The sequence below is a fragment of the Bradyrhizobium sp. F1.4.3 genome (assembly GCF_040548375.1).
In the GTDB taxonomy this organism is placed as follows: domain Bacteria; phylum Pseudomonadota; class Alphaproteobacteria; order Rhizobiales; family Xanthobacteraceae; genus Bradyrhizobium.
The window spans coordinates 143825-157617 of record NZ_JBEPRN010000004.1 but is presented as its reverse complement, the minus strand read 5'-3'; the positions used below and the strand labels follow the sequence as shown (position 1 = coordinate 157617).

The 13793-nt window shown below is 63.5% G+C and carries 10 protein-coding genes; 7 read left to right on the top strand and 3 right to left on the bottom strand.

The features are described 5' to 3' along the window. Positions 1 to 56 precede the first annotated feature (56 nt). Entirely contained in the window at positions 57 to 1331 is a 1275-nt protein-coding gene (locus tag ABIB73_RS14970) for a serine hydrolase domain-containing protein (protein WP_354225110.1), read from the bottom strand. A 160-nt stretch (positions 1332 to 1491) separates the two neighbouring features. Here ABIB73_RS14970 and ABIB73_RS14965 point away from each other — a divergent pair, with 160 nt between their 5' ends. Beyond that, positions 1492 to 2409 carry an intradiol ring-cleavage dioxygenase gene (locus ABIB73_RS14965; RefSeq protein ID WP_354225109.1) on the top strand — a complete coding sequence of 306 codons (918 nt, stop codon included), beginning with the start codon at positions 1492 to 1494 and terminating at the stop codon, positions 2407 to 2409. Between the two features lie 10 nt (positions 2410 to 2419). On the opposite strand, the gene ABIB73_RS14960 is transcribed toward ABIB73_RS14965, so the two are convergent. Both ABIB73_RS14960 and ABIB73_RS14955 read right to left on the bottom strand, forming a co-directional pair. Then, on the bottom strand, positions 2420 to 4153 hold the full coding sequence (locus ABIB73_RS14960) for a bifunctional protein-serine/threonine kinase/phosphatase (RefSeq protein ID WP_354225108.1): 1734 nt from the start codon (positions 4151 to 4153) through the stop codon (positions 2420 to 2422). Between the two features lie 67 nt (positions 4154 to 4220). Continuing rightward, positions 4221 to 5060, bottom strand: coding sequence for a formate/nitrite transporter family protein (locus ABIB73_RS14955; RefSeq protein ID WP_354225107.1), 840 nt, complete (start codon positions 5058 to 5060; stop codon positions 4221 to 4223). Positions 5061 to 5755: 695 nt separating this feature from the next. On the opposite strand from ABIB73_RS14955, the gene ABIB73_RS14950 reads away from it, so the two are divergent. The 6 genes from ABIB73_RS14950 (at position 5756) to ABIB73_RS14925 (ending at position 13701) form a co-directional block, all read left to right on the top strand. After that, positions 5756 to 7147 carry an MFS transporter gene (locus ABIB73_RS14950; protein WP_354225106.1) on the top strand — a complete coding sequence of 464 codons (1392 nt, stop codon included), beginning with the start codon at positions 5756 to 5758 and terminating at the stop codon, positions 7145 to 7147. A 123-nt stretch (positions 7148 to 7270) separates the two neighbouring features. Further along, positions 7271 to 7699, top strand: coding sequence for a globin family protein (locus ABIB73_RS14945; protein ID WP_354225105.1), 429 nt, complete (start codon positions 7271 to 7273; stop codon positions 7697 to 7699). A gap of 10 nt (positions 7700 to 7709) precedes the next feature. Beyond that, positions 7710 to 8927: an NAD(P)/FAD-dependent oxidoreductase gene (locus tag ABIB73_RS14940; protein WP_354225104.1), complete on the top strand. Its 1218-nt coding sequence runs from the start codon at positions 7710 to 7712 to the stop codon at positions 8925 to 8927. 1 nt (position 8928) lies between these two features. Continuing rightward, a complete protein-coding gene (locus ABIB73_RS14935; RefSeq protein ID WP_354225103.1) occupies positions 8929 to 11634 on the top strand; it encodes a nitrate reductase in 2706 nt (901 codons plus the stop codon). Between the two features lie 284 nt (positions 11635 to 11918). Then, the gene (locus tag ABIB73_RS14930) at positions 11919 to 12821 is read left to right on the top strand and encodes an SMP-30/gluconolactonase/LRE family protein (RefSeq protein WP_354225363.1); all 903 of its coding nucleotides are present in this window, start codon (positions 11919 to 11921) and stop codon (positions 12819 to 12821) included. A gap of 40 nt (positions 12822 to 12861) precedes the next feature. Beyond that, positions 12862 to 13701 (top strand): aldo/keto reductase, encoded by an 840-nt coding sequence (locus ABIB73_RS14925; protein ID WP_354225102.1) that lies wholly within the window; start codon positions 12862 to 12864, stop codon positions 13699 to 13701. The last annotated feature ends 92 nt before the right edge of the window (positions 13702 to 13793 follow it).

Genomic DNA, 13793 nt, shown 5'->3' with positions numbered 1-13793 from the left:
TGGAGGGCTTGCGCGCTGGTGTCTGCGGGGCGCGCAAGTTGCAGTGCGAAAGAGACTTACAGATTGCTCTCGGTGATTGCGGCGTAGACCATGCTGCGCAGCTCGCGCCGGATCGGATAGGCGCTCGACGGCAGCACCTGGGTCATGAAGATCGTGATCAGTTCCTCGGCCGGATCGATCCAGAACGAGGTCGTGGCCGCGCCACCCCAATTATATTCGCCGGGGCTGCCGGCGATCAGCGTCTCGGCCGGACGCATGGTGACGGCGAAGCCGAGGCCAAAACCGATGCCGTTATAGCTCGCTTCCGAGAACAGCGAGCGCGATACCTCGGGGAGGAAGCGGCCGCCCGGAATGTGGTTGGTCGTCATCAGTGCCAGCGTCTTCGGCCCGACCAGGCGGACGCCACCGAGCTCGCCGCCGTTGAGCAGCGCGCGGCAGAAGGTGAGATAGTCGGCAACCGTCGAACACAGGCCGCCGCCGCCGGAAATGAGGGAAGGCGGCGACAGGAACGAACTCTTTGTCGGGTCGTCCTGGAGCGTCAGGCCCTCTCGGCGCTGGCCGGCATGGAAGGTCATGCCGCCACCGGGATCGGCGGAATAGCAGGCGGCGAAGCGATGCGCCTTCGACGCCGGCACGTGGAAGTCGGTATCGGTCATGCCGAGCGGATCGAGGATGCGTTGTTTCAGGAACTGCTCGAAGGGAATCCCCGAAATCTTGCCGATGAGATAGCCGAGCACGTCGGTCGCGACCGAGTAGTTCCAGGCCTCGCCCGGCGAGAATTCGAGCGGGATTTTTGCGAGGCTCTCGATCATGGTCTGGAGCGTGCCGGATTTCTCGACCTCGCCGATCTTTTCAGTGCGATAGGCGGCATCGACATTGGAGCGCTGCTGGAAGCCGTAAGTCAGCCCGGACGTATGGCGCAGGAGGTCGACGATCAGCATCGGCCGGGTCGGCGGCCGGGTCAGGAAGGCCGGCGAGGTGCCGGCGACGAACACGCCGAGATCCTTCCATTCCGGAATGTATTTGGCGACCGGCTCGTCGATCGCGACCAGGCCTTGCTCGACCAGCATCATGAAAGCGACGCTGGTGAGCGGCTTGGTCATGGAATAGATGCGGTAGATGGTGTCGTCCCTGACCGGCGCCTTGCGCTCGACATCGGCAAAGCCCTGGACCGAGCTGAGGGCGACCTTGCCGCGGCGGTAGACCAGGAGGTGCGTGCCCGGGAAGCGGCCGGCATCGATGTACCGGTTCTTCAGATGCGCATCGACGCGGTCGAGCGCGGCCTTGGACATCCCGACGGACTCGGGCGAGGCGGGGGTAGGGGCTAGCATCAGTTCCTCCGGGCAGTTTTATCGGCAGTTGATAGCCGAAATGTCAGCCACATTCCAAGCCGCTTGCGCTTAACGCGGCCGGGCCGAGTGGTGTAGGCTCCGGTCTGGAACGCCTCCAACGAGCCCGCCGGGCCAACGAGAAAAACGCAGGCAGCGCATCATGACCCAGTTCAACGAGACCGAACTCACCGAGGCCGTCGTCCAGAGCTTTGGCCAAACACCTAATCCGCGTGCAAAATTCCTGCTCCAGGAATTGGTGAAGTCGTTGCACGATTACGTGAGCAAGACCGGTCTCACCTTCGAGGAATGGGAATACGCGATCGATTTCCTGACCCGCACCGGCCAGAAATGCACCGACACTCGCCAGGAATTCATCCTGCTCTCCGATGTGCTCGGCGTCTCCATGCTGGTCGACGCGGTCAATCACCGCGACCGCGACGGCGCCACCCAGACCACGGTGCTCGGCCCGTTCTATGTCGGCGAGCACAAGGTGACGGCTCACGGCACTGACATCTCGCCGAATAATCTCACCGGCGAGCGGATGTTCGTGCAGAGCCGCGTCACCGATCTCCAGGGCAGGCCGCTCGCAAATGTCCCCGTCGATGTCTGGCACGCCGATGACGACGGCTTCTACGATTCACAGAAGGCGAACTATGACGAGGTCGGCGCCTCGGCGCGGGCGCGCTTCGTCACGGATGGCGACGGCCGCTTCTTCTTCCGCACCATCCTGCCGTGCAGCTACCCGATCCCGACCGATGGCCCGGTCGGCGAGATGATCGTGCAGACCAAGCGTCATCCGATGCGCCCCGCCCACGTGCACTTCCTCGTCAATGCCAAGGGATATGAGCCGCTGATCACGCACGTCTTCATGGACGGCGACAAATATCTCGATTCCGACGTGGTGTTCGGGGTCAAGGACGACCTCATCGCCAAGGTCGAGCCGCGCAACGATCCCGCCATGCCAGACGGCAGCAAGGCCAGCGGGCAGTGGCATCTGATGACATACGAGTTCCATCTCAAGCCGGGTGGCGGCATGGCGCCCAAGCCGCTGGGGACCAAGGCGGCGGAGCCGGCTTGATCGTCCGTGGCTACCTTGCGTGCAGGAGCGCAAGGAGCGCGACGACCGCGCAGGCGAGGGCGACCGTCGTCAGCTTCCAGAACAGCAACGGATTGCGCTCGATCAGGGGCGTGGTCCGAGTCCTGAGATAGGCCGGATTGGGGTTGCGAAGCTCGTACACGAACTCGGACAGGTCCTCATATCGCTTGTAGGGGTCCGGGTGCAGGGCCTTCTTGAGCGCGCCGTCGACCCAGACCGGGATGCTACGGTCATCATCCTCGGCGGGACGGTACCTCAACTTGCGAGCGTCCGATCTGCCGCGAATCCTGGCGATCTGGGCGCCATAGGGAAGCACGCCGGTCAGCATCTGGTAGCAGATGACGGCCAGCGAGAACATGTCGGAGCGAGGTGATCCGCCGTCGCCGAGAAAATATTCGGGCGCGGTATATTGTACGGTTCCGAGGATCTCGTCAGCGCCCTGCTGCGATGCGGCCTCGGCGACGCCTGCGATCTTGACCGATCCGAAGTCGATGATCTTTGCCGTACCGGTCTTGTCGATCAGGACGTTGTCGGGTCTCAGATCCTGATGCAGCATCTCAAGCCGGTGGAAGGCGCGCAGGCCCACGGCGATCTGCTCGACGATCCCGCGGACCGTCTCCAGATCGGGGCGCGGATGGTCGATCATCCACTGTCGGAGGGTCTGTCCTTCGACGAACTCGGTGGCGACGTAGAGGTATCCGCGCCTTTTCGGTTGTGACCGAGGCTTCAGCACGTGCGGACTGTCGATACGCCGCGCAATCCACTCTTCCATCATGAAGCGCTTCAGATAGGCGCGGTTATCGCGCAGATCGATCGAAGGGAGCTTGAGTGCGACCGGTTCCTCGGTTTCGGTGTCGATGGCCAGATAAATGTGACTACGGCTGCTCGCGTGAACTTCTCGGACGATCCTGTAGCCATCGAAGATTGCGCGCGGTTCGGGAAGGGGAGGGACAGGCAGTTCGAACGTCTGATCGAAGATGTCGGGAGAGGCGCCGTCGGGCACCTGGTCGATGCGGAGGATCTGGACGGTGATGTTGTCATCGCTGCCGCGGCGATAGGCTTTCTCAACGATTGTCTTCGCCGCCCGATCAAGATCATTCGCATGCTCGTCGAGTGCGCCTGTGACAGAGCGATGATCGACGAACTCGTAGGCGCCGTCCGTCGCCAGCAGGAAGATGTCGCCCTTTCCGATCTGAAGCGCCTGGTAGTCGATCTCGAGCTGCGGGTTTATCCCCAGCGCCCGGCCGAGATAGGTCTGCTCCGGGGAGACGATGATCCGATGATCGTCCGTGAGCTGCTCGAGCGCCTTGCCGGCGACGCGATAGATTCTGCAATCACCGACGTGGAAGATGTGGGCGGTGGTCGATTTCACGACCATGGCGGTCAAGGTGCAGACATAGCCCTTGTCGCGGTCATAGGCATATTGGCTCCGCCGCGTCTGTGCGTGCAGCCACGAATTGGTGGCGTCGAGCACGCGCGTGGCTGACGTCTTCACGGTCCAGGCTTCGGACGTGCAGTAATAATCGGTCAGGAAGCTCTTGACCGCCGACTCGCTGGCGATCTGGCTGACCGTGCTGCTCGAGATGCCGTCGGCCAGCACGGCAGCGATTCCCTTCATGCTCAGCAGCGGTTCGGCTGGAATGAGAACGCCGTGAAAGTCCTGATTGACGGGCTTGCGGCCCTTGTCGGAATGCTGCCCGACCGAAATTTGCAGTCCGCGGCTCATTCTCGCCACCAGCAGAAAGGGAGCCTCACCCTAGCAGGCGAGGCTCCCTTGTTTGAGTCGCAATCGATCAGGCCGCAGCGCGGGTGGGGGCCTTCGCGGCAGCCTGGCGCTTGGGTTGGGTCAGGACGTGCGTCGTGTAGAGGGTCATGCCGGTGAAGGCGAGGCCGCCCACGAGGTTGCCCAGCACGGTCGGAATCTCGTTCCAGATGAAGTAGTCCATGATCGAGAATTTGGCGTGGAGCATCAGGCCCGACGGAAACAGGAACATGTTCACGACGGAATGCTCGAACACCATGTAGAAGAACACCAGGATCGGCATCCACATCGCGATGACCTTGCCGGGAACGGAGGTAGAGATCATGGCGCCGACGACGCCGGTCGAGACCATCCAGTTGCAGAGCATGCCGCGGATGAACAGCGTTGCCATGCCGGCCGCACCGTGCGCGGCGTAGCCCAGCGTGCGGCCTTCGCCGATATTGCCGATGGCCGCGCCCACCTTGTCGGGATCCTGCGTGAAGCCGAACGTGGTGACGAAGGCCATCATGAAGGCCACCGTCAGGGCGCCCGCGAAATTGCCGATGAAGACGAGGCCCCAGTTCCGCAATACGCCGCCGATGGTAACGCCCGGGCGCTTGTCGATCAGCGCCAGCGGCGCCAGCACGAACACGCCGGTCAAGAGGTCGAAGCCCAATAAATAGAGCATGGAGAATCCGACCGGAAACAGCAGCGCGCCGATGATCGGCTGGCCCGTGTTCACGTTGATCGTGACGGCGAACCAGGCGGCAAGTGCGAGGATGGCACCGGCCATGTACGCACGGATGATCGTATCCCTGGTGGACATGAAGATCTTGGATTCACCCGCGTCCACCATCTTGGTGACGAATTCCGAAGGTGCGAGATACGACATCAAGTTTCCTTTTGCTCGTGTGAGAAGACAGCGCGTCTGTTTCGGACGGTAGCCGTTGTCAGGGCGCTGCCTCCGCACATCCCGGCGAACCGGGAATCTGCGGCCAAAGGAATTCGGAATCTCGCATGGGATCGCGCAACGACGACTGTGCCGGTTGGGCTCAGCGAAGCAATGTGGCTCTCCCCGAGTTTCAGCCTTTGGAGGCCTCAACATATCGGCGGACCGCAGTCGTCGTTGACTGAGTGATGATTTCAGAAGCAATCGATGTGCCAGATTGGTGAGGGCGACGTCGCGACGGGCCTGTTGAAATGGCCTCCGTCCAAGCCGCCCTCCGGATCGAATCCTGCAGATCGGGCGCTGCTTTGAGTTTGAACCCGTCATACACGCTCAAATAAACGACACTCAGCTCAATCTTTGTGCGCCGCACAAGGATTGAGCGCGGCGCCCGATTTGCGCGCTAAATAGGCCCGCTTAAATCTAAAGCAAGGCTAATAAGGTGTTGAAATATATATAGTTTAGAAACGAACGCAATTGGCATGGAAATTGAAATGCCAGTTTGCGACGCCAACGACGCCGTCCTTCAACATCATCCATCAGCATCATGAACTCGCCACCGGGGCTTGGCCTCGGCGCGCGCCTCCGCATGGGGGCTGAAGCCTGCAACAACGCAGCGGTGAGTCTGGAAGGGACATTCAATGACTATGAATCCGACTCGAAATCAGACTTGGATTTCTGACTGGCGCCCCGAAGACGAGGCGTTCTGGAATGCGGGCGGTAAGACCGTCGCCCGGCGTAACCTGATCTGGTCGATCGTCGCCGAGCATATCGGCTTCTCGGTGTGGCTGATCTGGAGCATCGTCGCCACCAAGCTGCCGCAGGCGGGCTTCCATTACACGACCGACGAGCTGTTCCAACTCGTGGCCGTGCCCGGCCTGATCGGCGCGTTGATGCGCTTCCCTTATACGTTCGCGGTGACGACTTTCGGCGGCCGCAACTGGACCATTTTCAGCGCCGCCATTCTCTTCATTCCGACGCTTTCGCTTGCCTACTTCGTCGGTCAACCCGACACGCCATTCTGGCTGATGCTGTTGATTGCCTCGACCGCCGGTCTCGGCGGCGGCAACTTCGCCTCCAGCATGACCAACATCTCCTTCTTCTTCCCCGACAAGATGAAGGGGTGGGCGCTCGGGCTCAACGCGGCGGGCGGCAATATCGGCGTCTCCAGCGTGCAGCTGTTGACGCCGATCCTGATGACACTCGCCGTCATCAACCTGTTCCAGGCGACCCCGGTGAGCGGCGTTTACCTCCAGAATGCCGGCCTGATGTGGCTGCTGCCGATCGCGGTCGCGGTGTTCGGCGCAGTGTTCTTCATGAACAACCTGACCACTGCCAAGTCGTCGATCAAGAACCAGCTCGCGATCGTAAAGCGCAAGCACACTTGGATCATGGCGTTTATCTACATCGGGACGTTCGGCTCCTTTATCGGCTACTCCGCCGCGTTTCCGCTGCTGATCAAGACGCAGTTTCCTGCGGTGACGATCGCGATCGCGTTCCTCGGTCCCTTGGTTGGCTCGCTGGCGCGCCCGTTCGGCGGCTGGCTCGCCGACAAGGTCGGTGGCTCCATCATCACGTTCTGGAATTTCATCGCAATGGCGGCGGCCACGATCGGTGTGGTCTATTTCGTCGGTCAGAAGGATTTTGTCGGCTTCCTTGCGATGTTCCTGATCCTGTTCCTCACGACCGGCATCGGCAACGGCTCGACCTACCGGATGATCCCCTCGATCTTCCGCGAGGAGAATCTGTTCAAGGTGCGCGGCAAGGGCGACGAGGCCCGTGCCATCGCGATGAAGACCGCGAGCATCGAAAGCGGTGCGGCGGTCGGCTTCATCGGCGCGGTCGGTGCCGTCGGCGGCTACCTGATCCCGAGCAGTTTCGGCAAGTCGATCGCACTGACCGGCGGACCGCAGCTCGCGCTTGCGATCTTCCTCGTGTTCTACGCCGCCTGCCTCGGGCTCACCTGGTGGTTCTATCTGCGTCGCAGCCCGCAGGGTGAGGGCGCGCCTAGCCTTGCCGAAGCGCGGGTGTGACGCATTTGTACGAATCTCGCTTCTCCCCGCACGCGGGGAGAAGTCTCGCTGATGACGTTTGACCCATGAACTTTTTCCGCAACGGCGCGGACAAAGGCAAACCGAAACAGGCAGGAGAACATCATGACTTCAGAACAGATCACCCTCGTCCAGCAGAGCTTTGCCAAGGTCGCGCCGATTTCCGAAGCGGCCGCGGTGTTGTTCTACGATCGTTTGTTCGAGGTGGCGCCGTCGGTGCGCGCGATGTTTCCCGAAGACATGACCGAGCAGCGCAAGAAGCTGATGGGCATGCTCGCCGCCGTCGTCGGCGGCCTGTCGAACCTCGAATCGATTCTTCCCGCGGCCTCAGCGCTCGCCAAGCGTCACGTCGCTTACGGCGCCAAGGCTGAGCACTACCCCGTGGTCGGCGCGACCTTGCTGTGGACGCTGGAGAAAGGTCTTGGCGAGGCCTGGACGCCCGAACTGGCCACCGCCTGGACCGATGCCTATGGCGTGCTGTCCGGCTTCATGATTTCCGAGGCCTATGGCGCGCAGTCGCAGGCGGCTGAATAGGAGATGCCTTGTGAGTGAACCGCTCGTCATCGTCGGCAACGGTATGGCGGCTGCGCGTCTGGTCGACGAACTCGCCAAGACCACACTCGGCCGCTACGCGGTTGCCGTTGTCGGCGATGAACCGCGGCTCGCTTACAATCGCGTGCTGCTCTCCTCCGTGCTCGCGGGGGAGACCGGCTCGCACGAGATCGAGCTGAGGCCGGCCGACTGGTGGCGCCATCGCGGCGTCACGGTGCGCTACGGCTGTCGCGTCACCGAGATCGACACCGGCCGCCGCGAGCTCAAGATCGCGGGCGAGGAAAGCATGGAATATTCGAAGCTGGTGCTTGCCACCGGTTCGACGCCATTGCGGCTCAACGTGCCCGGCGCCGATCTCGCCGGCGTGCACACATTTCGTGATACGCGCGATGTCGATCTGCTGCTGACGCTCGCGGCGGCTAAGAGGCGCGTCGTCGTGGTCGGCGGCGGCCTGCTCGGGCTTGAAGCGGCCTATGGCCTTGCCAAGGCCGGCGCGCCGGTGACGCTGCTGCATCTGATGGACCGGCTGATGGAGCGCCAGCTCGATCTGCCGGCGGCCGACCTGCTCAAGACGCTGGTCGAGCGCAAGGGCATCCGCATCCTGCTCAATGCCTCGACCGCCTGCATTCATGGCGATGGCCATGTCGAGGCCGTCGAGCTTGCCGACGGCAGCCGAATCGAGGCCGACGCCGTGATCTTCGCCGCCGGCATCAGGCCCAACATCGCGCTGGCCAGGGACGCCGGCATCGCGGTCAAGCGCGGCGTCGTCGTCAACGACGTGATGCAGACCGCTTCATCCGACATCTACGCACTCGGCGAATGCGCCGAGCATCGCGGCACCTGCTATGGCCTGGTTGAGCCGGCCTATGAGCAGGCGCGCGTGCTGGCGCTGCATCTTGGTGGCCGGCCCGCGTCCTATCAGGGCAGCGTGGTCTCGACCAATCTGAAAGTCTCCGGCGTCAGCGTGTTCTCCGCCGGCGACTTCATGGGCGGGGAGGGCAGCGAGAGTCTCGTGCTCTCCGACCGCAAGCGCGGCGCCTATAAGAAGCTTGTCATCGCCGACGGCCGGCTCACCGGTGTCCTGCTGATCGGTGATACCGCCGATGCGCTTTGGTATCTCGAGCTGATCCGCACCCGCGAGAAGATCGCCGCGATCCGCTCCGACATGATGTTCGGCCGCGCGCTCGCGCTTCCGCCAAAGGCTGCTTGAGATGACGGCGATCGATCCCACGCTCCGCGCCACCAAGACGACCTGCCCCTATTGCGGCGTCGGCTGCGGCGTGCTGGCCACGCCCGACGGCCAGGGTGGCGCCGCGATCGCCGGCGATCCCGATCATCCCGCCAATTTCGGCCGGCTGTGCTCCAAGGGCTCCGCGCTCGGCGAAACCGTCGGGCTCGAGAGCCGGCTGCTTTATCCGATGATCCGCTGCAAGGGCGTGCTCGAACGCGTCGCCTGGAGCGATGCGCTCGACCACGTCGCCCACCGCATGCAGCACATCGTCGCGCGCGATGGTGCCGATGCGGTCGCGTTCTATCTTTCCGGCCAGTTGTTGACCGAGGACTATTACGTCGCCAACAAGCTGATGAAGGGCTTTGTCGGCACGGCCAATGTCGACACCAATTCACGGCTCTGCATGTCGTCCTCGGTCGCCGGCCATCGCCGCGCCTTCGGCGCCGACACCGTGCCCGGCTGCTATGAGGATCTCGACCAGGCTGACCTGCTGGTTTTCGTCGGCTCCAACGCGGCCTGGTGTCACCCGGTGCTGTTCCAGCGCATGGTGAAGAACCGGCAGGAGCGCGGCGCGCGCATGATCGTGATCGATCCGCGCCGAACCGATACCGCAAGCGATGTCGAACTGTTCCTTGGCCTCAAGCCCGGTACCGACACCGCATTGTTCTCCGGCCTGTTCGTCCACCTCGCCGATAGCGGGGCGCTGGACCAGGACTACATCGCGCAGAATACGTCGGGCTTCGATGACGCGTTGGCACGTGCGCGCAACATCGGCGGCAGCGTCACCGCGACCGCGCTCGCCACCGGCCTCACCGAGCAGGATGTCGCCACCTTCTTCAAGATGTTCCGCGACACCGAGCGGGTCGTCACGCTCTATTCGCAGGGCGTCAACCAGTCGGCGCAGGGCACCGACAAGGTCAACGCGATCCTGAACTGCCATCTCGCCACGGGCCGCATCGGCAAGCCGGGCGCTTCGCCGTTCTCGCTTACAGGCCAGCCCAACGCGATGGGCGGCCGTGAGGTCGGCGGCCTCGCCAATCAGCTCGCCGCGCACATGAACTTCACGCCGCCGGACATCGACCGTGTGCGGCGGTTCTGGAAGGCGCCGCGCATTGCCACCCATGAAGGGCTGAAAGCGGTTCAGCTGTTCGAGGCGATCAACCGCGGCGAGGTCAAGGCGCTCTGGGTAATGGGCACCAACCCGGCGGTGTCGCTGCCCGACGCCGACGTCGTGCGCGAGGCGCTGAAGAAGCTCGAGCTGTTCGTGGTCTCCGAGAACGTGCTTTCCAACGACACCGTCGAGGCCGGCCCGCATGTGCTGCTGCCTGCGCTGGCCTGGGGCGAGAAGTCGGGCACGGTGACCAATTCCGAGCGCCGTATCTCGCGCCAGCGCTCCTTCCTGCCGGCGCCCGGCGAGGCGCGGCCTGACTGGTGGATCCTGAGCGAGACCGCCAAACGTCTCGGCTTCGGCGCCAGTTTTAATTACAAATCCGCCGCCGACATTTTTCGCGAACACGCCGCGCTCTCGGCCTTCGAGAACAATGGCAGCCGCGATTTCGACATCGGCGCGCTGACCGCGCTGTCCGACGAGGCCTTCGATGCGCTGAAGCCCGTGCAATGGCCGATGCGCGAGGGTCTGGCCCCGGGCGAGCGTTTTTTCGCGGAAGGCGGCTTCTTCACCAATGACGGCAAGGGCCGCTTCGTCGCGCCGGAAGTGCCGGCGCTGCGCGGCGAGACCGGTCCGTCGCGGCCGTTGCGGCTCAATACCGGGCGCATCCGCGACCAGTGGCACACCATGACGCGCACCGGCCTCAGCAAGCGGCTGGGTGCACATCTGCCCGAGCCTTTTGTCGAGATCCATCCCGACGACGCCAACAAATACAGCATCGCCCATGACGGCTTCGCCCGCATCACCACCGACTACGGCCAGTGTATCCTGAAGGTCGTCGTCAGCGACCGGCAGCAGCGCGGCACGCTGTTCGCGCCGATCCACTGGAGCGCGATGAACGCCTCGCACGGCCGCGTCGGCGCGCTGGTCGCACCGTTCACCGATCCGTTTTCGGGACAGCCGGAGTTGAAGGCGACGCCAGCCGCGATCGCGCCGTATGAATACGTCTTCCGCGGTTTTGCGCTGTCGCGAAAGCAGCTCGATTTGCCGCCGAATTTGTTGTGGACCCGCGCGGCCGTCGCCGGCGGCTTCGGCTATCTCTTCGCCGACAATGCCGATCTCGCGCGCTGGCCGGCCTGGCTCGACGGCGTCGCCAGCGACGATGTCGCCGAGTACCGCGATTTCGGCGGCGGCGTCTATCGCGCGGCGTCGTTCGCGGGCGATCGCATCGAGACCTGCCTGTTCGTCGGCCCTGCGCATGACGCCGGCGATTGGGAAGTGGTGAAGAGCGTGTTCGCGGCTGATCGCGTCACCGACGAGCAGCGCCGCATGCTGCTGTCCGGCAAGTCCAGCGAAGGCGCCGCCTCGACCGGCCCGATCGTCTGCGCCTGTTTCGGCGTCGGCCGCGGCACCATCTGCGACACCATTGCCGCCGGCGCGCGCACCGCGGCCGAGATCGGTGCAAAACTCAAGGCCGGCACCAATTGCGGCTCCTGCATCCCCGAGCTGAAGCGCCTGATTGCGACGACCGAGATGGCTCCGGCGAAGCAAGCGAAGCTCGCGGGGGCTGCGGGTTAGGCAGCGATCTTTCCATCGTCATTGCGAGCGTAGCGGAGCAATCCAGGGTCCCTCCGCGGAGACAGTCTGGCTTGCTTCGCTGCGCTCGCAATGACGGCGTTGCTGCAGCTGTGCGCCAAAACTGCGCTCTCGTGCCCCGGCTCTGCGCAGCAACGCTGGCGCGTTGCAGCGCGTCCGGGACACGAAAGCGACAGATGCGGCCACCCGCGCCAATCGACGTCCCCTCCATCATGCCCTATGCTGCCGCGCATCCCGCCAGCCCAACAAAGATAACAACAACCATGATGTACCTGGAAACGCCGCCGCACCTGATCGAAACAAAAGTCTTCTCCGCGATGCCCGACAAATTCCGCCGCAAGGGCGTGCGGACCGATTGGGCCGATGCCAACCGGCCGGGTGTTGCGACAGATAGCTTCATCGAAGGTCCCTCATTCGACAAGGCCGGCAACCTCTACATCGTCGATATCCCCTTCGGCCGCATCTTTCGAATCTCGCCCGCCGGTGAATGGTCGCTGGTGATCGAATATGAGGGCTGGCCGAACGGGCTGAAGATCGCGGCCGACGGCCGCATCCTGGTCGCCGATTACATGCACGGCATCATGGAGCTCGACGCCAAGGCCGGCCGCATCAAGCCAATGCTGACCGCGCGCAATTCGGAATCGTTCCGCGGCTGCAATGATCTGCATCTCGCCTCCAATGGCGACATCTATTTCACCGACCAGGGCCAGACCGGCCTGCATGATCCGAGCGGTCGGGTTTATCGCCTGACGTCGAGCGGCCGGCTCGACTGCCTCATCCACACCGGCATCAGCCCGAACGGGCTGGTGCTCGATCCAACCGAATCCGTGCTGTTTGTCGCGATGACGCGCGACAATACGGTGTGGCGGTTGCCGTTCATGCAGGACGGCAGCGTGTCGAAGGTTGGCCGCTTCTGTTCGCTGTTCGGCACGTCCGGCCCTGACGGCATGACGATGGATGCGGCCGGCCGCCTGTTCGTCGGCCACGCCTCGCTCGGCCACGTCTTCGTGTTCGCGCCGAACGGCGAGTTGATCGCACGGATCAAATCGTGCGCGGGGCCGAGCTGTACCAATGTCGCAATCGGTGGCGCCAAGAAAGATCGGCTCTATATCACGGAGTCCGGGACCGGCAGCGTGCTGGTCGCGGATATCGGCGGACTGAACTCTTGAGCTCCGTGCTGGTTGCTTGAGATCGACATCGGAGCACAACATGAACACAAATCCGTTCGGCCAGACCGGCGCCAACGTCACCGTCATCGGGCAGGGCACCTGGTACCTCGACCATGGCGACCGCAAGCGCGCGATTGCGGCGCTTCAGCGGGGGCTCGATCTCGGCATGACCCATGTCGACACCGCCGAGATGTATGGCGATGCCGAGCTCGTCATTGCGGACGCCATCGCGGGCCGGCGCGATGAAGTGTTCCTCGTCTCGAAAGTGCTGCCGAGCAACGCCTCGCGCCGCGGCACGATCACGGCGTGCGAGCGGTCGCTGGAGCGGCTGAAGACTGATCGTCTCGATTGCTACCTCCTGCACTGGCGCGGCTCGTATCCGCTGGAAGACACCGTCGCTGCGTTCGAAGAGCTCGTGAAGGCCGGCAAGATCAAGTCCTGGGGCGTCTCCAATTTCGACGCCGACGATCTCGACGAGATTCTCGACGTTGCAGGCGAGGGCCGCATCGCCTGCAATCAGGTGCTCTATCATCTCAAGGAGCGCGCGATCGAACATGCAGTGATCCCCTGGTGCGAGCAGCACGGCGTCGCCGTGGTCGCCTATTCGCCGTTCGGCCACGATGATTTTCCAGCAGGCAATAGCAAGGGCGGCGCCGTGCTGGCACGCATTGCGGACGCGCGTCGTGCGACACCGCGTCAGGTCGCGCTGAGCTTCCTCACCCGTGCGACTACGGTGTTCGCAATCCCGAAAGCGGCCTCCGCGGAACATGCCGGCGAAAATGCGGCTGCGGGCGATCTCGTGCTGACGAAAGAGGAGATCGCAGCGCTGGATGCGGCGTTTCCGCGCGGTTCGAAGCCGCGTGGCCTGCCCATGCTGTAGTGCAGCAAACGCGCTCTATTCGCATTCTTAATGAAGCGTTGACGCGCGTGGACCTCAGCGCATATCGGCATCCTGTTTTCGGAAGTTGTGAA

Excerpts from the sequence above, each read along its gene's own strand:
- ABIB73_RS14970 (WP_354225110.1), bottom strand. The coding sequence starts at position 1,331 with ATGCTAGCCCCTACCCCCGCCTCGCCCGAGTCCGTCGGGATGTCCAAG.
- ABIB73_RS14965 (WP_354225109.1), top strand. The coding sequence starts at position 1,492 with ATGACCCAGTTCAACGAGACCGAACTCACCGAGGCCGTCGTCCAGAGC.
- ABIB73_RS14960 (WP_354225108.1), bottom strand. The coding sequence starts at position 4,153 with ATGAGCCGCGGACTGCAAATTTCGGTCGGGCAGCATTCCGACAAGGGC.
- ABIB73_RS14955 (WP_354225107.1), bottom strand. The coding sequence starts at position 5,060 with ATGTCGTATCTCGCACCTTCGGAATTCGTCACCAAGATGGTGGACGCG.
- ABIB73_RS14950 (WP_354225106.1), top strand. The coding sequence starts at position 5,756 with ATGACTATGAATCCGACTCGAAATCAGACTTGGATTTCTGACTGGCGC.
- ABIB73_RS14945 (WP_354225105.1), top strand. The coding sequence starts at position 7,271 with ATGACTTCAGAACAGATCACCCTCGTCCAGCAGAGCTTTGCCAAGGTC.
- ABIB73_RS14935 (WP_354225103.1), top strand. The coding sequence starts at position 8,929 with ATGACGGCGATCGATCCCACGCTCCGCGCCACCAAGACGACCTGCCCC.
- ABIB73_RS14930 (WP_354225363.1), top strand. The coding sequence starts at position 11,919 with ATGTACCTGGAAACGCCGCCGCACCTGATCGAAACAAAAGTCTTCTCC.
- ABIB73_RS14925 (WP_354225102.1), top strand. The coding sequence starts at position 12,862 with ATGAACACAAATCCGTTCGGCCAGACCGGCGCCAACGTCACCGTCATC.